Raw genomic sequence first — 18,750 nt, 5'->3', positions numbered from 1 at the left:
GCGATCAGATGCAATGCGATCAGCTCCTAAGGACAGCTCAATTAATATCTTAATTTCAATTTTTTAAAGACAAAATGCCACAGCCATATCGGTCCGACAAGTAAAAACTGCAGAAACTGTTGTCCTGTGATTTTCTTCTTTTCCTTTCCCTTACCGATAAACAGCGCGACAATAGATAGCAATGCGATTCCCAAACACACCCAGATGACAGCCGGGCCACCGTTCTTCTGTGCGTATTCCAGTTGCACGATAAAGAAACTCATACCCCCGATCGAGAATAATATCGCATAGGACAAGGTTGCAGACAGCTTTAAATAATAATAAATGACAATAGCGATGAAGAAAGAGCCCCAATTCAAAAAGGTATGCCAATTGAGTTTGACCAAGAATTCGAACTGTGGAAATGGAATCATCCAGATGCAGCCCATGATACCAAAAAATAATAATGGTAAAAAGATGGCCTGAATCAGGCGGTTGGTCGGATCCTGAAAATTAGCATCCAGCTCCGCAAAATACTTATCTACGGGACGTAAAGGTTCGACTTCTTGAACTTTCTTCTTTTGTTTCATTCGGCAAATTTAACAAATATTGAGCATGCCTTAGGTCTTAAAAATGATAATATTCCCTATTTTTTGGTCTGCCGTAGGTCATTATCTGCTTTCAGGGCAAACAAACTCGCTTACTCCTATTCTATTCCGTAATATTGCAGCATGAAGTCTTACAAACATATCTTATTCGATCTGGACGGAACCCTGACCGACCCTGCAGAAGGGATTACAAAATGTATTGCCTATGCCTTGGAGTCCAAAGGCATCCATACAGCCGATCTGAATAGCCTCAAACCCTTGATCGGTCCGCCCCTTAAAGATTCTTTCATACATACCTTTGGATTTGGGGAAAGCGAAGCAATTGCCTGTGTAGAAAAATATCGGGAGCGCTTTTCAGCCATAGGACTGTACGAGAACATCCTGTTTGATCCCATACCCGAGCTTTTAACGCTCCTGAAAACAAAAGGGTACAGCATCTATCTGGCGACCTCCAAACCCGAAATATTCGCCCACAAAATATTACAACACTTTGAAATAAATACCTATTTTGATTTTGCGGGTGGAAGCGCTTTGGACGATTCCAGACCGACCAAAACCAGCGTCATCCAATATGTCATGGAAAAGGCCAAACTAACAAATCCACAGGAATGCCTCATGATCGGCGATCGTAAACATGATCTGATTGGCGCAAGGGAAACTGCCATGGATGCTGTTGGCGTACTGTATGGCTATGGTAGCCAAGCCGAACTCGAGCAGGAGTCACCGACCTATCTCATCCAGACAGTGCCTGACCTGATCGAATTTTTCAATTAAAAAATAGGGATCCTAAATTAAAGACAATTTAGGTTGAGTCCATTTAGGTCAACTTGATTCAAGTCTAGTCTATTCAAGTTCAGTCTATTCAAGTCTGGTCTATTCAGATCAATTCCAATACAGTCTATTGACACCAATTCAAGTCCATTCGCCAGGCAAGACACAAGTCAATTCAGGCTAATTCTACTCAGGCCAAGTTTATTGAGAACAGTTCAAGTCAATACCCAAACACCTTGAATAACTGAAATCATCCTGTTGAGCGAAAGCTGTAGAATTCCATAAAAAAAGCTCCAATCATTTTGATTGGAGCTTTTTTTATGATGGATCCTTAGGATCTATTTTGCGTAAGACACCGATCTTGTCTCACGGATAACAGTTACTTTAATTTGCCCTGGATACGTCATTTCCGTTTGGATACGGTTAGAGATATCAGCAGCGAGTATTTCCGACTGCGCATCAGAGACCTTCTCACTCTCCACGATGACACGTAGTTCACGACCAGCTTGTATCGCGAAGGTCTTCTCAACCCCAGGATACGATAAAGCCAAGTCTTCCAGCTCTTTTAAGCGCTTGATATAACTTTCTACAACCTCACGGCGTGCGCCCGGGCGTGCGCCAGAAATCGCATCACAAGCTTGAACAACCGGAGATATTAAAGCCGTCATTTCGATCTCATCATGGTGAGCACCAATTGCGTTACATACATCAGGGTGTTCCTTGTATTTCTCTGCAAGTTGCATACCTAAAATAGCGTGTGGCAACTCTGGATTGTCATCAGGCACTTTACCAATATCGTGAAGTAATCCAGCACGTTTCGCATGTTTAACATTCAGGCCCAGTTCTGCAGCCATTGTCGCAGCAAAATTAGCAACCTCACGCGAGTGCTGTAAAAGATTCTGTCCGTAAGATGAACGGTAACGCATACGCCCTACCATACGAATCAATTCGGGGTGCAAACCATGGATCCCCAAATCGATCGCTGTACGTTCACCGATTTCAACAATTTCATCCTCAATTTGCGTCCGTGTTTTTGCAACAACTTCCTCAATACGTGCCGGGTGGATACGTCCATCGGTTACCAAACGGTGTAAAGCTAAACGTGCGATTTCCCGACGTACAGGATCGAAACCGGATAGGATAATTGCTTCAGGTGTATCATCTACGATGATCTCTACGCCCGTTGCAGCTTCCAATGCACGAATATTACGACCTTCGCGACCAATAATACGACCTTTAATTTCATCATTTTCAATATTGAAAATTGAAACGGTATTTTCGATCGCAGATTCCGTAGCGGTGCGTTGAATCGTCTGTATAACAACCTTTTTCGCCTCTTTAGTCGCTGTCAATTTTGCCTCATCCACAATATCTTTGATTTGAATCATGGCTTGTGAGCGGGCTTCTTCACGCAACGAATCCACCAATTGATTTTTTGCTTCGTCGGCAGTTACGCCAGCGATGCTTTCCAATTGCTTAATCTGTTGCAATTTTAACGCTTCTACTTCCTCGGATTTCTTTTCATTCAGTTCAACCAATTTATCCAATTGCTTTTTCTTGGTATCCACGTCCTGCTTGTCGCGGTTGATGTTTTCCAATTTTTGGTTAATTGACTGCTCTTTTTGTCTTAACGTATTTTCCTTCTGGTTGATGGCATTGTTACGTTGATTGACTTCCTTTTCATGTTCAGATTTTAATTGAAGGAACTTTTCTTTGGCCTCTAACAGGCGTTTCTTTTTAATGTGTTCCCCTTCCTGCTCTGCATCTTTCAGTATGCTATTTACCTTATCCTTGGCTTCCTGTTCTTGCTTTTTAAACAACAAAACCAATAGATAACGACCTATAACAACACCAACAATCAGAGAAATTATGCTATAAATTGCGATGTCCATGTATGTATAATTGTATTATTATGTTTGTTTTTATTAATTATATTCAAATTCCAGTAAAATCATGAATCGTCCTATTCCCCTTCTTTGGTATGCACCAATGTGGCGAGCCTGATAAGCTCATAAGACTTCATGACAAAAAAAAACCGCAATTAAATTTAAACAGGTCTCATGTATTATTAAACTTCGTGATTACATAATTAGGCTTAGATTATGACCCAGATGGCTTTCGCAAAATGGCCTATATCTTTTTGCGCCTGTAATATTGAAGCGTTAAGTTTAAAATAGTGACAACCCGAATTTAATTGCGGCAAATTCGTCGTTTAAGCTCTAAATATAAAGAACGTAAATTTATTTTTTAAAGAAATCCGTCAACAACTGATCAAGTTCCTGTACTGAATTTTCCAAGCCCACTTCGTGGTTTTGGGACTGCCGCTCTGCATTAAGCATACGCGTCGCAAATTGCAATACACACATGGACAACAAATCCTGCTTATCTCTCACAGTATAGTTTTCCTGCAATTCCTTTACTTTTTCATTTATCAATTTCGCAGCATGTCGAATTACTTCTTCTTCCGCGCTCTCCACCCGAAGGGGATAAACACGATCTGCGATATTTATTTTTATGGAAATCTCTCCCATTTCTTTGAGCTTTTTAACGTTGTATTAGTTTGAATCCGATAACACTTCTCCCAACTATTTCAACAAACTAATACATTTGTCTATTTCCCGCACAAAATCGTTAATTTTTTGTTTTGTGTCAAGTATTTTTTCATTAATTGCTTCCTTATCCGTTTCAGAATCTAACGTGCGGGCAACTGCCAACGCTTTGACCTTCTCTTCCAACTGCTTGCTCTTATCGTTGCTCGCATCGAAAGCCACTTTTAAGGATTGTACCTCTAATTTAAGCAAATCATTTTCTTCTTGCAAGACTTCGCACAATTGAATTAAATTTTTCGTTTTCTCAACGATCAGATTCATTTGTGAAGACAATGTTGCCATAGTATAAATTGAATATTACCAATTAATGTTGTATCTCTCGTTAACCACGCACTTCCGCACCTAGTTCCTTCTCAAAATTAACAATTAATTTTTGAACTATCGCATCAATTTGCTTATCCGTAAGTGTTTTTTCTTCATCCTGCAAGATAAAGCTCAGAGCATAAGACTTTTTCCCTTCCGGAATTTTATCACCTTTATACACATCAAACACATTTACCTCCTTCAAAAGCTTGCGTTCGGTCTTTTGAGCAACAAATTGTAGCTTATCGAAGCTCACATTTTCATCGATCAAGAGCGACAAATCTCTGCGCACAGCCGGGAATTTGGAAACTTCTTTGTATTGAATGCTATTCTTACGAATAATTTTCATCAAAACATCCCAGTCAAAATCAGCAAAGAAAACCTGACCTTCAACATCTGCTTTTTTCAAATCTGCGTTCGCGATTGCACCAAAAGAAACTAAACATTTCTGCCCTTTCATATAGTTCAAACCATAGGCGAAATGTGTACTTGTAGCATCTTGTATCTGAATTCCTTCAATTTTCAAGCGTTTGATAAGCGTATCTACAGCCGCTTTAAGGTTATAGAAATTAACCGCGTCTTTTTTGCTGTTCCATTGCTCAGCTTCATTTTTACCTGCCATGGCAAAAGCCAGATGCTGCGTTTCTTTATAGCCTTCACCATCCAGCGCATAAGTTTTACCGAATTCGAAGAACTTCAGGTCAAAGTTTCTTCGTTTTTGGTTATATTCAATCGCACTCAAAACAGAAAAAACCATATTTTGACGCATTGTATCCAAATCCGAGCTCAATGGATTATACAATTTGACCGCCGTTTCGCTATCATCCGCATAATCCAGCTTCGTTAGGGAGTTGGACAGAATTTCACGAAACCCATTGGCGATGAGCAGATCAGCCAATTGATTTAAGACAACTTCCTTATCCGGCTTCTCAACCGTATTTAAAGAGGCCTTAATTTGTGACTTCAACTCGATATTGTTATAACCATAAATCCGCAACACTTCTTCCACAACGTCTACCTCGCGTGTGACATCAACGCGGTATGCAGGCACCAACACATCAAGTCCTGTTTCAGTTTCTGAAGCGACTTCAATGCCAAGAGCGACAATAATGGATTTAATTTCTTCATTTGGGATCGCCTGACCGATCAAACGAACCACATTCGCATAGCTCACGTGAAATGAAAACGGGTTAATCACCACGGGATACTCATCTTTTAGCGTCGATGAAATCGTTCCACCCGCAATTTCCTGAATCAATAACGCTGCGCGCTTCAAGGCTTCAACCGTAATATTCGGATCGGTACCACGTTCGAAACGGAAAGAGGCATCTGTTTTTAAGCCATGTCTTTTGGAGGTCTTCCGTACAGAAACAGCATTGAAATAGGCCGACTCCAAAAATACATTGGTCGTTTCGGCTGATACACCCGAATGTGCTCCACCGAAAACACCCGCAATACACATTGGTTTTTCTGCATCAGCAATCACCAAGTCCTCTGCAGACAAGGTACGCTCCACACCATCCAGCGTAACAAATTTTTCACCCTCAGTCGCCAAACGAACAATGACTTTATTTCCCGCAATTTTATCAGCATCAAAAGCATGCAGTGGCTGACCTAAATCGTGTAGTATATAATTGGTAACATCGACAATATTATTGATCGGACGAACACCGATAACATTTAATTTCTCTTTTAACCAATCGGGAGATTCGCCAACGCGAACACCGGTAATATTGATACCGCTATAACGTGGGCTTGCCTGTGCGTCTGCAACGACCACTGTCGTTCCCTCCGCCTCAGCAGCCTTAAATGCAGAAACATCTGCCTTTAACACGTGTGTACGAAAATGTGCCGCAATATCTCTTGCAACACCTAAATGCGAAGCAGCATCTGCACGGTTTGGTGTTAAGCCAATTTCATAACGGTAATCATCCTGGATATTGAAATGATCTTTCACTAAGGTCCCCACTGCAACGTCAGCTGGTAATTCAACGATGCCGGCATGAGATGTACCCAAACCGATTTCATCTTCTCCACATAACATACCTTCGGAAACTTCACCACGAATTTTAGATTTGGTAATTTTAAAAGGCTCTCCGGTAAGCGGATGGCAAGTAGTACCTACTGTAGCAACAATAACTTTCAATCCTGTACGACAGTTTGGTGCACCACATACAATGTGCAATAACTCCGGTCCACCGACATCAACAGTGGTTACTCTTAATTTATCGGCATTAGGATGCTGTTCACAAGTTTTCACTTCACCAACAACCAAACCGTCCAATCCACCTGGGATACTCTGCACGACGTCCAAAGCTTCTACTTCCAATCCTGTATTTGTTAAGATCAGTGATAGTTCCTCCGGTGTCGAATCTATATTAACGTGTTGTTTTAACCAATTATATGAAATATTCATCTCGAATCTGATTTGATGCACAAACTTAGATAAATTTGAGTTTATATCCAACGTCAATTTGCCGATCATCGCCGGAAGTCCTGAATTTGAAGATAGCTGGCAGCCCCTATCCTCACCGGCTGTATGACAAATTACCATATGATCTAAGGGGTTGTTGGGCTTCGGCGAACAAACCGACTTGCCACAGGGCGTTTTTCTTGCGCTATTGCTTATGCTTTTTCAGGTTTTCCGCATGGACAAGGTGCTTTGGGCTTTAGTCGGCACATCGTTGGCCTTGGTTTGGGGCAGCTTCGGGACATGGCCTGAACATGGTCGGGATTGCTTCGCCTGCTGTTCGGCCGTTGTTCGGCTCCTTGCCGAAGCGGACCCGAATCTTTCCCGAAGCCCAGTCGAAGCCCAGCCGAAGCTGTCTCGAAGCTGTCTCGAAGCTGTCCCGAGCCGTTCCCGAAGCAATCCTGATCCGTTGCCGAATAGCGTACGGACTTGAGCGGATTTAAAGGGAATTAAACGGACTTTAGGCATATACACTCCGCTCTTGAATAAGCAAGCCCGACACAATTTCATAAAAAAAGCCTTATCAAATTGTACCAATTTTTATCCTATTTATGTCCAATCTTAAAGACCTATTTTTTAATCAAAAATCCAGTCATTTCCATAAAAATAATATGTAACTTTGTGCTTTAATTTGAAGAACGTTCAAAACAAACATTTATAATGATTCATTTCTTTGAGAACCCATCGAACACTGTATATGGTGTTCAAAGCGTAAACTCTTTATCACAAGAAGACATTACTAAACTCAACTGGCTATTCGGCAACGCCAAAAAACTAGACGACCAAAACCTTAACCATTACTTTGTAGGACCCCGCGCCGCGATGGTTACTCCCTGGAGTACCAATGCAGTAGAAATCACGCAAAATATGGGAATTGCAGGAATTGTTCGTATAGAAGAATTTCAACCGGTACCAGCGGATTTCAATGACTTCGATCCAATGATTTCCCAAAAGTTCAGTATGTTGACACAGGACATGTATACCGTCAACATTACACCTGAACCGATATTGGAAATTCAAGACATCGAGGCCTACAACAAATCTGAGGGCCTAGCGCTAAATCCAGAAGAAGTAGATTACCTCAATAACCTTTCGACCAAATTGGGTCGTCTGCTTACAGACTCGGAAGTATTCGCTTTTTCACAAGCAAACTCTGAACACTGTAGACACAAGATTTTCAATGGTACCTTTATCATTGATGGCGAAGAGCAACCCACTTCCCTCTTTAAATTAATTAAAAAGACTTCTGAAACCAATCCGAACGAGATTGTTTCTGCTTATAAAGATAACGTTGCCTTTGTCAAAGGTCCACGTGTCACACAATTTGCACCTAAATCGGCCGACAAACCTGACTTTTACGAAGAGAAAGCATTTGATTCGGTTTTATCCGTAAAAGCTGAAACACACAATTTCCCGACTACTGTAGAACCATTTTCGGGTGCTGCAACTGGGTCAGGTGGTGAAATCCGCGACCGTATGGCCGGTGGCCAAGGAGCGATTCCATTGGCGGGTACTGCCGTATACATGACTGCTTATTCGCGATTGGAACAAAATAAATTGGACCTTCAGGCAGGAACAGTTACTGAACCGGCAAAGGAACTCAACAAAACGCGGCCATGGGAAAATGCGATGCAAGAGCGTCAATGGTTGTACCAGACCCCGGTTGACATCCTGATTAAAGCTTCCAATGGTGCTTCTGACTTCGGTAATAAGTTTGGTCAGCCCTTAATTACAGGTTCTGTATTGACCTTCGAACATGAAGAGGATGGCCGTAAACTTGGTTACGACAAAGTCATTATGCAAGCGGGTGGTGTTGGTTATGGAAAACTGGATCAAGCGAAAAAACATACGCCGAAAACTGGCGATAAAGTTGTTATCCTAGGTGGAGAAAATTACCGCATCGGAATGGGTGGCGCTGCTGTATCTTCTGCAGATACAGGGGCATTTGGTTCTGGAATTGAGCTTAATGCCATTCAACGTTCCAATCCCGAAATGCAAAAACGTGCAGCGAATGCTGTTCGTGGCTTAGTAGAGTCTGATCATAACCCTATTGTGTCTATCCACGATCATGGTGCAGGTGGCCACTTAAACTGTTTATCTGAACTTGTTGAAGAGACCGGCGGCTTGATTGACCTGGATGCACTTCCTGTAGGCGATCCTACACTATCCGCAAAAGAAATTATCGGTAATGAATCGCAAGAACGTATGGGACTTGTGATCGCCGAAGATGATATTGACACCTTAAAACGTGTTGCCGATCGCGAACGTGCACCAATGTACACCGTAGGTGATGTCACTGGCGACCACCACTTTATTTTCGAATCAAAAAGTACGGGTGAAAAACCAATGGATTACGCCCTTGAAGATTTCTTTGGCTCATCGCCAAAAACTTTCATGCGCGATAAAACCGTAGTTCGTAACTACGCTGATCTTGCTTATGATGCAGCTAATATTCCAAGCTACTTAAACCAAGTATTACAACTGGAAGCGGTTGCTTCCAAAGATTGGTTAACCAATAAAGTAGACCGTTGTGTTGGTGGCCGTGTTGCCAAACAACAATGTGCGGGTCCATTGCAATTGCCGTTGAATAACGTCGGTGTCATGGCATTGGATTATAAAGGTAAAGAAGGTATTGCGACAACAATAGGTCACTCCCCTGTGGCTGCCTTAGTGGATCCGGCTGCGGCAAGCAGAACGGCTATTGCGGAATCGCTTTCCAACATCGTATTTGCCCCAATCAAAAATGGTCTTGCAGGAATCTCCCTATCGGCCAACTGGATGTGGGCAGCCAATAATGAGGGTGAAGATGCCCGCTTATACCAAGCTGTTAAAGCATGCTCGGATTTTGCCATTGCATTGGGAATCAATATCCCCACGGGAAAAGATTCTTTGTCGATGAAGCAAAAATATCCAAACGGCGAAAACGTCATTGCCCCTGGCACATTGATCATTTCTGCCGCAGGAAACTGTACTGATATCACCAAAGTGGTTGAACCTGTGCTAAACAAAACAGCCGGATCGATCTATTACATCAACTTATCAAAAGATCAGTTCAAATTAGGGGGTTCGTCATTTGCACAAATCATCAATAAATTAGGTACTGAAGTACCGACCATTCAAGATGCTGCTTACTTTAAAACAGCATTCAATACCGTACAGCAATTAATTCACGAAGGACAGATCGAAGCTGGTCACGATGTAGGCTCGGGTGGCTTGATTACAACCTTATTGGAAATGACCTTTGCCGATGTTAATCTTGGTGCCAATTATGACCTTTCGGCATTACATGAATCGGATAGCGTAAAAGCCTTCTTTAATGAGAATATTGCACTTGTCCTTCAAGCGAAAGACGACGCTGCATTTGAAGCGATCGTGAAAGATGCCGGTGTAGACGCGGTTAAAATTGGTCAGGTGATCGAAGGTAATACAGTAACAATTAAAAATCAAGAAGCGGTATTCAGCTTTGATGTAGCAGCAACACGTGATGGATGGTTTACGACATCCTTCCTTTTGGATTCCAAGCAATCTAAAAATGGAACTGCACAACAACGTTTTGATAATTATAAACACCAACCCCTAGCCTTTACTTTCCCAAGTCAATTTGATGGTAAGAAACCAAAAATCGACGGAACTAAAGCACGTCCGAAAGCGGCAATCCTTCGTGAGAAAGGTTCCAACTCCGAACGCGAAATGGCAAATGCCATGTTCTTGGCAGGCTTTGATGTGAAAGATGTTCACATGACCGATTTGATCACTGGTCGTGAGACATTGGAAGACATCCAATTTATCGGTGCCGTCGGAGGCTTCTCGAACTCAGATGTATTGGGTTCGGCAAAAGGTTGGGCCGGTGCTTTCCTTTACAATGAAAAAGCGAAAAAAGCCTTAACCGACTTCTTTGCTCGTCCGGATACACTTTCGGTTGGTATCTGTAATGGATGTCAGTTATTTATGGAACTTGAAATGATCAATCCTGAGCATGAAATCCATGGAAAAATGCTACACAATACTTCAGGGAAACACGAGTCAAACTTTGTGTCTGTAAAAGTTCAGGAAAACAATTCGGTCATGTTATCGACACTAGCGGGAAGTACCTTAGGGGTTTGGATTTCACACGGGGAAGGAAAATTCAACCTTCCGTATGCGGAAGAGCAATACAATATCGTGGCAAAATATGCTTATGAGCAATATCCGCATAACCCAAATGGTTCGGACTATAATACAGCAATGGTCTGCGATAAGACTGGACGCCACTTGGCTACGATGCCACATATTGAGCGTTCGGTGTTCCAATGGCATTGGGCAAATTATCCAAAAGGTCGTCAGGACGAAGTTTCTCCTTGGATTGAAGCATTCGTTAATGCACGTCAATGGATTGACGAGCAAGGCAAATAAAAAAAGAAAAACTCCTTCATGTATGAAGGAGTTTTTTTTAGATATCCCTTTTGTATCCTGGTTTGTTCATCATTTGATCTAGGGAGTATTTTCCAGAGCCCATGACCATAAAAAAGATCAGCAAAAAGAATACGACTATAGAAAGCCACAATTCGGAATTCAAATAACTAAACCCGTGGGTGATATTAACAAAAAATACAGCCCCTACCAATTCCGGAAATAATAGTAATGAGGCTAAACGGGTTTGAAAACCTAAGATAAGGAACAGCCCGCCTACCAAATGGGTAAAAACCACATAGTGAACCGCACCCCATGATGATAAGTGGAAACTACTTTGCTCAATCATGTGTTGAACAACGTCCCTATCATTTACGAAACTTACACCTTTGGCAAAAATAACGATCCCTAAGGCTATTCTTAGGTAATCGATCCATTGTGGGTGATGTGCATCGCCCCAATGCTCAATTTTGTGTATCAGGTTCATAACATACCTCCTTTTTATAGATGGTTATAGCCTAATAACAATTGAACAGTAAAAAAGTTGTTTGTATGAGATGATTCACTATCAAAATGTTACGAAGTGAAGACAGCCCACTCCTACGCAACACTTCTGCTCAAACCAATCGTTGGCAAATGAGGCCTCACGCTGTTTCCAAAATCAATCAATCAATCAATCAATCAATCAATCAATCAATCAATCAATGCAACCATAAATTAGGAGAAAAAAAATCGAATGACAAAATCCCAAAACGCGGTTGTCAGCAGCCCCACAACGATACTAAAACCGATCACCAGATTGACCAATTTGGTATTCAGATGGTATTGCTCGGCAATGATCCCTGAGGTTACCAAGGTTGGCATAGCCGCTTCGAATATACTAATCCGCGCAACAGCGCCCTTTACACCAAGTAGTAAAGCAAATAATAATACCAATGCTGGGGCAAGAATCAATTTATAACTCATCGCTGTACTGATCTGCGAAATCTGTTGTCGCCAGCCATCAAACTTCAACTGTAAACCAATAGAAAATAAGGCCAAGGGTCCAACGGTCGCCACCAGCCTATCAAAAAAAGGCTCGGCAACCGAAAGATCAACCAATTGCGACAGCATTAAGGCTGTTATACAACCGATCAGGGGTGGAAAGCTGACTAACTTTCGAAGCATAAATTTGACATCGATCGCCTCGCCATCTTGGGCATTCGCTCGCAGTGCATTGATAAGTCCAGCTGTAGAAAGTAGAATAAATGTGGTTTGGTCGCAAATAATCGCAATCGGCAACTGGGCTTCGCCAAAATAGGCGATGATCAATGGAAAGCCAATAAAGGACGTATTGCTATAACCAGCGGCCAATTCCAAACTACTGCGCGAACGCTGTTTATAGTTTTTACGCCTACAGTACATTTCCATAAATAACCAACTACCTGCCCAAACGAGGATTGCCGAAAACACCGGAAACAGTAATTGCGATGACCATACAATCTTCGGAATATATTTGAAAGACACCGCTGGAAGGGCAAAATAAAGAATCCAGGTATTGATCCCTTTATGTGCTTCGGAATGAATTAAATTTGTTCGCTTTAACAGCATCCCTGCCGCGATGCAAAATGCAATCATTATAAAATTGACCATGTTTTATTACCATTTTATACGACACAAAGGTGCAATAGTACAGCAGGCAATAACATGTACAAATACATTATTTTTATGTACATTTACGGATATATAATCAGGAGAATAATGCGCAAAAAACAGTTTGAGCCTTTGCGGATCAGTGAATTTATTGAGGATAGCTTTCATTTACCTCCACATGAACAGAATTATTATGAGCTTGTTTATATTCGTTCAGGCAAAGGAACCCATGTGATCAACAGATTTGAACTGAACTATGAACGTGGTGATGTATTCTTAATTAGTCCGGCAGACAAGCATTATTTTAACATTGAAGAAAAGACACATTTTCTGTTTATTTTATTTACAGATACCTACTTCCTGCAGAATAAACGCAATCAAAAGCGCTATGCCTGGATTATGGAGCTGATGAACGACAGGGGATTAAAGGAACGCCAATTGGATATGGACGAGCATTATCGCCTGATTTACACTCATATCCTGGAAGCGGTCCGACTGTATAGTCATACCACAGTCCGCGAGCATTCGGACTGGCTATTTGACCAACTCGTCGCGATCTTTGGGCTCTTCAAAGAAATAGCAGAGACGCAACGTATACCCCAGCAGCATGAACTATATGTTGACCGATCGATTTCGGCTTACATTCATCAGCATATTTTTTCGCCCGAACAACTTCAGGTCAGCCTACTGGCTCAGAAATTCAATATTGCCCCATCCTATTTTGGGACCTACTTTAAGAAGAACTTCGGCAGCAGTTTAAGAGCGTATATCAATACCTACCGGATCGAACTCATCGAGAACAGACTTAAATCCAAAGATTATACCTTGAAACAAATTGCTGCAGAACTCGGATTTACTGACGAGAGCCATCTTTCCCATTTCTACAAACGCGCCCGGGGATTTAGTCCTTTACATTATCGAACTCAGCGGACTAAATAGTAGGCTTTCCAGATAATACACCCTGTATACGCGGAAAAATTGCAATTGAATGGGCTAAATCTTGGGTGGAATGACGCTATAAAACTTCAAGCCCTCAGCTTCAAACTTCTTATACAATACAAGTAAGACATCATTTTTAAAGGCAGAAGCATTGGCAGCAAAATTTACCCAGCCGGAAACACTCAGGTAAATCATCTCAGCACTGATGTCCTGTATACTGATTCCGCTATCTCTATCCTTGATAAAATGGTCACTACTTTCCATAGCGTCTTTGATCCATTGTTTGGCTTGGTCCAAATCTGCTTTCCGATCGATATGGAGAACAAAACTTGTCTTGCTGTATTCTTGGGATAAGGTCCAATTGACAACCCTTCCCGACAGCAAATCACCATTTGGAATAATGACATCTGCACCATCACCTGTTTTTAAAACACTGGCGCGTATACCGATTTCCTTGACGCGCCCTTTTTTGTCGGCAAGCTCAATTTGATCACCAACGCGAAACGGCTTATCAAAAACCAAAATTATGCCCGAGACAAAATTATTGATGATATTCTGCATGCCGAGTCCGATACCAACACTCAATGCGCCAATCACGACCGTAAGTTTGTCCAAACTCATACCCAGGGCCGAGATGGCCATAAAGAAACCGATCAGAATAATGGCCAAGCGAAAGAGCGGAAATAAGGTCATCTTCTGATTATAGACCTGGCTGAGCTGACCGTCTTCACCACCAAGAACGATCAAACTAATATTTTTCTGAAACCAATTGGCCACCAACAGCAGTAAAACCGCTACACCAAGATTTCCTAAGGTAAAAGAGATGCTGCCGATGCTGCGTACTTTTCCGAAGAATGTTTCGCTCAATGCCAATAAACTTTCAATAAACTGTAAGTTATTTGCCAGCACAATGATCGCCAAAAGCACACAGACAATACGCAGAATTTCGGTGATGATAGCCAAGGTGCGCTGCTCGTTGAAACGCATCCAAAAACCGGAAGTCAGCCGATCTTTTTTAAACTGATTGCGGACATCCGCCTTAATCATATCCGAAAAATACTGCAGTGTAAAAGACTGCACCAGCCCCACAGCACAGGCAATACTAAAACTACGTGAATGCTCCACATGCCCGATAATATTCAGTGTAATTGCGGTCACGTTGAGTATAGCAAAAATTACATAAATAAAATTACTGATATAACCCGGACTATCCGCATTCTTTATACGCCGTTTCGTATAACTGACCAATCCTAAAGCAATCAAATTGAAGGCAATACAAACGATACGTAAAAACAGGTCATCGCTTACGATCATATTGACAAATACATCCAGGATATAGAATACAATAAGGATAATGGCAATTTTACGCTGCAATCCACTCATGCGATGCCTGAGCAAAAACATGAAGATTAACATGATGACCAATTGGGAAGCCTGCAAAATGAAACTTGGTGTAAAGAAGTTTACAAAAGGCAACAGTGTCAGGAGAAAAATAATGGTTTTCCCAACGATCGCATCAATCGCAAGTTTATGTTCAGGATCATTTTGCCGAAGGATATAAGACACCCGTACAATCCAGTAGCAATACCCCAATCCCAGTACAATCAACAGGATACGGCTCGCCCAATCTGTCCGATTCACATATTTGTCTATCGACTTATTGTTACTGTAATTACTCCGGATATTATTTAAGATCACATCTTTAGAGATGGCTGCCGTATTGGCTTTCCATATCGAACTTTTAGCGGTCACGGAATCGGCTTTTTTGTTTCCGCTTTTTATTTCGTGAACGGTTTCAATCCGAATCAGATGACGTTGATTTTTAGCTATAAGTTCATCAATCGTCCGATTGATCGCTTCCAGCGAATCTTGTTTTGCAGCTAGTTTAAGCTGCGCATTGTCGAGATATTGATACGCTCTACTGTGATTATTGGCACTGATATCATAGCGGTTGATCAGCGTCTTGATCTGATCTGCTGTCACATTGAGGCTATTGGAATAATTGCTGATACTGCCTTTAATTGACTTCAACTGGCTGATTTCTTCATGGATACTATTTTTTATTAAAGCAATACTATCTTTAGCCGATCCAGCATTCGTTGTCAAGTAGCCATTGGATTTTTCATTCAGCTGCGCGATAAGCTCGGCCATGGAAGCCGTACGAATATTGGATAAAAAGTTTAGATTTACTTTGCGCAGATCATTTCGTAGCTCATTCCGCAGTGAGTCATTTCCAACCCGCGTCGAATCCACATTCGACCGTCTACTTAGGCTGCTATGGCTCGCCGTGCGATCGCCTATCTGATTCTTCCGAACCTGAACGGAGTCCTGTGCAAATCCGTGCAGCTGAAAAGTCAAGAGACTTAAGACAAAAATAAAACGCTTAACAATGCCCAATTTCATACTTCTAATTTTGTTGACTTTCTTTCCTGGCAACAGGTAGTCAAATGCCATGGAAACTACAAATTGCAAAGAAAGGACCAAAGGTTTTTCTCCGACAAAAATAACTTATCTCCTGTTAAAATCGAATAGCATCGGAGAGTTTTAGTTCTTCCAGCCGTTTTATTTTATCATCACGATAAAATAAATTCATCGTCTCAAAAGGAATCAACTTCAAGTCTTTATTGACGATGTGGACACAAGATTTCTTAACAGCACGAACATCAAAATCGTAGGCATCCATAAAATTCATAATGATAATGCGGAAAAGATTGTCGTAATCAAGATCAGGTGCGCACACTTCTGGCAAACAGCAAAGTAACTGGTTTACTTTTGGCTTTACCTTATCCACCGAAATTCCGGTACTAAATATATCCAGCAATTGCATCTGAACACCTTTGTCCTGTTCATAGACAATGGTATTGCGCGATTGGTTATTTAATAAAATAGCCGGATCAATATGCCGGGTCAAGGGTATCCGCTCATCGCCTATCTTCAGGATATAACCCATCGCCAACGCATCAGGATTACAAGGAACAGGAATAATATCATGTGGATCCAATAGGGAATATTGATTCAGAATTTCCTGACGCACCTCGGTCAGTGTCATTTTATGCTGCTGTGCATCGGTCGCATTTCGCCCGGCAATTTCCACCGGTTGAAAAGTTACCCCGCGTACACATCGCTGTTGTAAAGCGTACTCCAAGATTTTACCAATTTCATCATCATTGGTTCCCTTTTCTAAGACCACAACCAATGTTGTACTCAGATTGAGCGCATTTAATTTGTCAATGGCCTTTTTTCGGACATCCGTGAGATCTTTGCCCCGAAACTTTTCGAGCACGGATGGGCGAAAAGAATCAAACTGGAGATAGATTTCAAATTCAGGCGCATAGGTGGCGAGTTGCTCAGCAAAACCAGGATCATTGGCAATTCGGATACCATTCGTATTGAGCATGAGATGCTTAATAGGTTTTGTCTTCGCAATGTCTAAAATCTTAAAAAAATCAGGGTGTATGGTTGGCTCTCCACCGCTGATCTGAACAACATCCGGTTCACCCTCACTTTCGACGATTTTGTCAAACATCTGTTCAATCTCTTCCAGCGAGCGATGTCGTCCGTAGTGGGGCGACGACATGGCGTAACAAGTTGGGCAGGTCAAATTACAACGGTCGGTCACCTCAACAATGGACAGGCAGCTATGCTGCTCGTGATCTACACATAAACCGCAATCGTATGGGCAGCCATAATGTACTTCATTGTCAAATTTCAACGGTGTTTCGGAGGCTTTATTATAATTCCGAATGTTCTTATAATAGTCAACATCCGTCGCAATCAGCGTTTTGAAAAAACCATGATTGGGACAGTTTTTGGTCATAAATACCTGTTCATCCTCGATAATAATCTTGGCACCCACACGCGAAAGGCATGTTGGACATAGGCTAATGGTATAATCGTAGTACGTATAGTTTCTTACTGGCATCGTTCTGATTTCTAGTTCATAAAGGTAAGTCCGCAGGCAAGCCCCCCTGCCAGCATTGCTCCAATTCCGCCCAACAATAATTTAAGCCAGGGATTGACATTAAACTTCGACTCCTTATTACCTGCTTTAATAATCGAGCCGATAATAATAACCAAAAGTGCAATGCCAATCACAATAGCACCTATAGTAAGAAGAAAAAGTCCCAACATCGCGGTACTTTCCGATCCAAATGATCCTTCAAGCAAATACATGATTCCTATTTTTTGATTAAACGTTCATTTTTTAATAAATAAATATAATAAATTATCACCACGATGCAGGTAATTTGTATGGTACTTAGCCCCAAAAGTATAATTGCCCGTGGCTTAATAAAGTCCAAAAGGAAACGAAAACTAAAATAACTAAGCATAAAAAGCTGAAACAACACACCATTTCGATAATTGTATCGTCGTTTAAAAAGTTGGAGCGTTACAAATAAAAGCAGCAAAAATGCGATTTCATACAGCGCAACTGGATGCCGTTTGTAGGCATCGCCCAAGTACATCCCCAATGGAGAGGTAGTGGGAAAACCGTAGGTCTGCTCGAATACACCCGTGTAAAAACATCCTATCCTGCCAATGACAATTGCGGTAATTAAAGGAAAGACCATCCGATCCCCGGTACTTTCTTTTTTACCCATGATCTTTTTCATCCCTTCTACAGCAACCAAACCTCCTGCCAAACCACCGATTATCGTATTATTCACCCAGATGTAGGTCCATTTATGTGTCGCATTGAGCAACTCAGCCGGACGCTCGAGGGACCCGATAATATGCGAGCCGATTAAAGCGCCTAAGCCGGCAGCAATAACAATAAGAAGTGAATTGGTATGCCCTAAACTTTCCTCATCCTTCCACTTGAGCAGTTGGTAATAACGCATCCCTATAAACATCCCCAACCCTTCCATAAAAGGATGTAAGAGAAATGTTTTTCCAAACAAATCTATCGTAACCGGAAATTCAATTAGCACAAGCATAAACAAGTATACGAAAGACGATCAACAAAATGATAAACAAAATTGCTCACCAAGCAGACAGGACGCCAGCATTTAAAAACAAAAAAAGCCAGTCCGAGAAATGGACTGGCTTA

Annotated in this window: 15 protein-coding genes; 3 read left to right on the top strand and 12 right to left on the bottom strand. The window is 41.7% G+C overall.

Features of this window, described 5'->3' with window-relative positions; translation table 11 throughout:
* Window positions 1-41: 41 nt before the first annotated feature.
* Window positions 42-569, bottom strand: coding sequence for an Mpo1-like protein (locus B3H30_RS22925; protein ID WP_046675834.1), 528 nt, complete (start codon window positions 567-569; stop codon window positions 42-44).
* Window positions 570-710: 141 nt separating this feature from the next.
* Between B3H30_RS22925 and B3H30_RS22920 the strand changes: the two genes are divergently transcribed.
* Window positions 711-1,361 (top strand): HAD-IA family hydrolase, encoded by a 651-nt coding sequence (locus B3H30_RS22920; protein WP_286834863.1) that lies wholly within the window; start codon window positions 711-713, stop codon window positions 1,359-1,361.
* 335 nt (window positions 1,362-1,696) lie between these two features.
* Here B3H30_RS22920 and rny read toward each other — a convergent pair whose 3' ends face one another.
* The 5 genes from rny to B3H30_RS22895 all read right to left on the bottom strand — a co-directional run bounded on the left by rny (window position 1,697) and on the right by B3H30_RS22895 (window position 7,250).
* Window positions 1,697-3,250 carry a ribonuclease Y gene (gene rny / locus B3H30_RS22915; RefSeq protein ID WP_070569714.1) on the bottom strand — a complete coding sequence of 518 codons (1,554 nt, stop codon included), beginning with the start codon at window positions 3,248-3,250 and terminating at the stop codon, window positions 1,697-1,699.
* Window positions 3,251-3,598: 348 nt separating this feature from the next.
* Window positions 3,599-3,889, bottom strand: coding sequence for a cell division protein ZapA (locus tag B3H30_RS22910; RefSeq protein WP_046675831.1), 291 nt, complete (start codon window positions 3,887-3,889; stop codon window positions 3,599-3,601).
* Between the two features lie 54 nt (window positions 3,890-3,943).
* Window positions 3,944-4,249 carry a hypothetical protein gene (locus B3H30_RS22905; protein ID WP_046675830.1) on the bottom strand — a complete coding sequence of 102 codons (306 nt, stop codon included), beginning with the start codon at window positions 4,247-4,249 and terminating at the stop codon, window positions 3,944-3,946.
* A gap of 40 nt (window positions 4,250-4,289) precedes the next feature.
* The gene (gene pheT / locus B3H30_RS22900; protein ID WP_070569976.1) at window positions 4,290-6,686 is read right to left on the bottom strand and encodes a phenylalanine--tRNA ligase subunit beta; all 2,397 of its coding nucleotides are present in this window, start codon (window positions 6,684-6,686) and stop codon (window positions 4,290-4,292) included.
* A gap of 219 nt (window positions 6,687-6,905) precedes the next feature.
* Complete coding sequence (locus tag B3H30_RS22895) at window positions 6,906-7,250, bottom strand: hypothetical protein (protein WP_139145085.1); 345 nt, start codon at window positions 7,248-7,250, stop codon at window positions 6,906-6,908.
* Window positions 7,251-7,400: 150 nt separating this feature from the next.
* Here B3H30_RS22895 and purL point away from each other — a divergent pair, with 150 nt between their 5' ends.
* Window positions 7,401-11,132 carry a phosphoribosylformylglycinamidine synthase gene (gene purL / locus B3H30_RS22890; protein ID WP_070569710.1) on the top strand — a complete coding sequence of 1,244 codons (3,732 nt, stop codon included), beginning with the start codon at window positions 7,401-7,403 and terminating at the stop codon, window positions 11,130-11,132.
* A 37-nt stretch (window positions 11,133-11,169) separates the two neighbouring features.
* Here purL and B3H30_RS22885 read toward each other — a convergent pair whose 3' ends face one another.
* Together B3H30_RS22885 and B3H30_RS22880 are read right to left on the bottom strand one after the other, a co-directional pair.
* Entirely contained in the window at window positions 11,170-11,616 is a 447-nt protein-coding gene (locus tag B3H30_RS22885) for a DoxX family protein (RefSeq protein ID WP_070569708.1), read from the bottom strand.
* A 230-nt stretch (window positions 11,617-11,846) separates the two neighbouring features.
* On the bottom strand, window positions 11,847-12,761 hold the full coding sequence (locus tag B3H30_RS22880; protein ID WP_070569706.1) for an AEC family transporter: 915 nt from the start codon (window positions 12,759-12,761) through the stop codon (window positions 11,847-11,849).
* A 108-nt stretch (window positions 12,762-12,869) separates the two neighbouring features.
* On the opposite strand from B3H30_RS22880, the gene B3H30_RS22875 reads away from it, so the two are divergent.
* Window positions 12,870-13,700 (top strand): helix-turn-helix domain-containing protein, encoded by an 831-nt coding sequence (locus B3H30_RS22875; RefSeq protein ID WP_159332891.1) that lies wholly within the window; start codon window positions 12,870-12,872, stop codon window positions 13,698-13,700.
* A gap of 54 nt (window positions 13,701-13,754) precedes the next feature.
* Here B3H30_RS22875 and B3H30_RS22870 read toward each other — a convergent pair whose 3' ends face one another.
* The 4 genes from B3H30_RS22870 to B3H30_RS22855 form a co-directional block, all read right to left on the bottom strand.
* Window positions 13,755-16,154: a mechanosensitive ion channel family protein gene (locus B3H30_RS22870; protein WP_070569701.1), complete on the bottom strand. Its 2,400-nt coding sequence runs from the start codon at window positions 16,152-16,154 to the stop codon at window positions 13,755-13,757.
* 64 nt (window positions 16,155-16,218) lie between these two features.
* The gene (locus B3H30_RS22865; protein WP_070569699.1) at window positions 16,219-17,622 is read right to left on the bottom strand and encodes a radical SAM protein; all 1,404 of its coding nucleotides are present in this window, start codon (window positions 17,620-17,622) and stop codon (window positions 16,219-16,221) included.
* An 11-nt stretch (window positions 17,623-17,633) separates the two neighbouring features.
* The gene (locus B3H30_RS22860) at window positions 17,634-17,873 is read right to left on the bottom strand and encodes a hypothetical protein (protein WP_070569697.1); all 240 of its coding nucleotides are present in this window, start codon (window positions 17,871-17,873) and stop codon (window positions 17,634-17,636) included.
* Between the two features lie 5 nt (window positions 17,874-17,878).
* Complete coding sequence (locus B3H30_RS22855; protein ID WP_070569694.1) at window positions 17,879-18,637, bottom strand: prolipoprotein diacylglyceryl transferase; 759 nt, start codon at window positions 18,635-18,637, stop codon at window positions 17,879-17,881.
* Window positions 18,638-18,750: the final 113 nt, after the last annotated feature.

Origin of the sequence: Sphingobacterium sp. UBA7038, from assembly GCF_002494055.1 — a bacterium.
GTDB classification, from domain to species: Bacteria; Bacteroidota; Bacteroidia; order Sphingobacteriales; family Sphingobacteriaceae; genus Sphingobacterium; species Sphingobacterium multivorum.
The sequence above is the reverse complement of the archived record's forward strand: the minus strand, read 5'-3'. Positions and strand labels throughout refer to the sequence as shown.

Coding starts and splice junctions, on each gene's coding strand:
- B3H30_RS22860 (WP_070569697.1), bottom strand. CDS start 17,873: ATGTATTTGCTTGAAGGATCATTTGGATCGGAAAGTACCGCGATGTTG.
- B3H30_RS22885 (WP_070569708.1), bottom strand. CDS start 11,616: ATGAACCTGATACACAAAATTGAGCATTGGGGCGATGCACATCACCCA.
- B3H30_RS22910 (WP_046675831.1), bottom strand. CDS start 3,889: ATGGGAGAGATTTCCATAAAAATAAATATCGCAGATCGTGTTTATCCC.
- B3H30_RS22875 (WP_159332891.1), top strand. CDS start 12,870: ATGCGCAAAAAACAGTTTGAGCCTTTGCGGATCAGTGAATTTATTGAG.
- B3H30_RS22895 (WP_139145085.1), bottom strand. CDS start 7,250: ATGAAATTGTGTCGGGCTTGCTTATTCAAGAGCGGAGTGTATATGCCT.
- purL (WP_070569710.1), top strand. CDS start 7,401: ATGATTCATTTCTTTGAGAACCCATCGAACACTGTATATGGTGTTCAA.
- pheT (WP_070569976.1), bottom strand. CDS start 6,686: ATGAATATTTCATATAATTGGTTAAAACAACACGTTAATATAGATTCG.
- B3H30_RS22880 (WP_070569706.1), bottom strand. CDS start 12,761: ATGGTCAATTTTATAATGATTGCATTTTGCATCGCGGCAGGGATGCTG.
- B3H30_RS22920 (WP_286834863.1), top strand. CDS start 711: ATGAAGTCTTACAAACATATCTTATTCGATCTGGACGGAACCCTGACC.
- B3H30_RS22865 (WP_070569699.1), bottom strand. CDS start 17,622: ATGCCAGTAAGAAACTATACGTACTACGATTATACCATTAGCCTATGT.
- B3H30_RS22870 (WP_070569701.1), bottom strand. CDS start 16,154: ATGGCATTTGACTACCTGTTGCCAGGAAAGAAAGTCAACAAAATTAGA.
- B3H30_RS22905 (WP_046675830.1), bottom strand. CDS start 4,249: ATGGCAACATTGTCTTCACAAATGAATCTGATCGTTGAGAAAACGAAA.
- rny (WP_070569714.1), bottom strand. CDS start 3,250: ATGGACATCGCAATTTATAGCATAATTTCTCTGATTGTTGGTGTTGTT.
- B3H30_RS22925 (WP_046675834.1), bottom strand. CDS start 569: ATGAAACAAAAGAAGAAAGTTCAAGAAGTCGAACCTTTACGTCCCGTA.
- B3H30_RS22855 (WP_070569694.1), bottom strand. CDS start 18,637: ATGCTTGTGCTAATTGAATTTCCGGTTACGATAGATTTGTTTGGAAAA.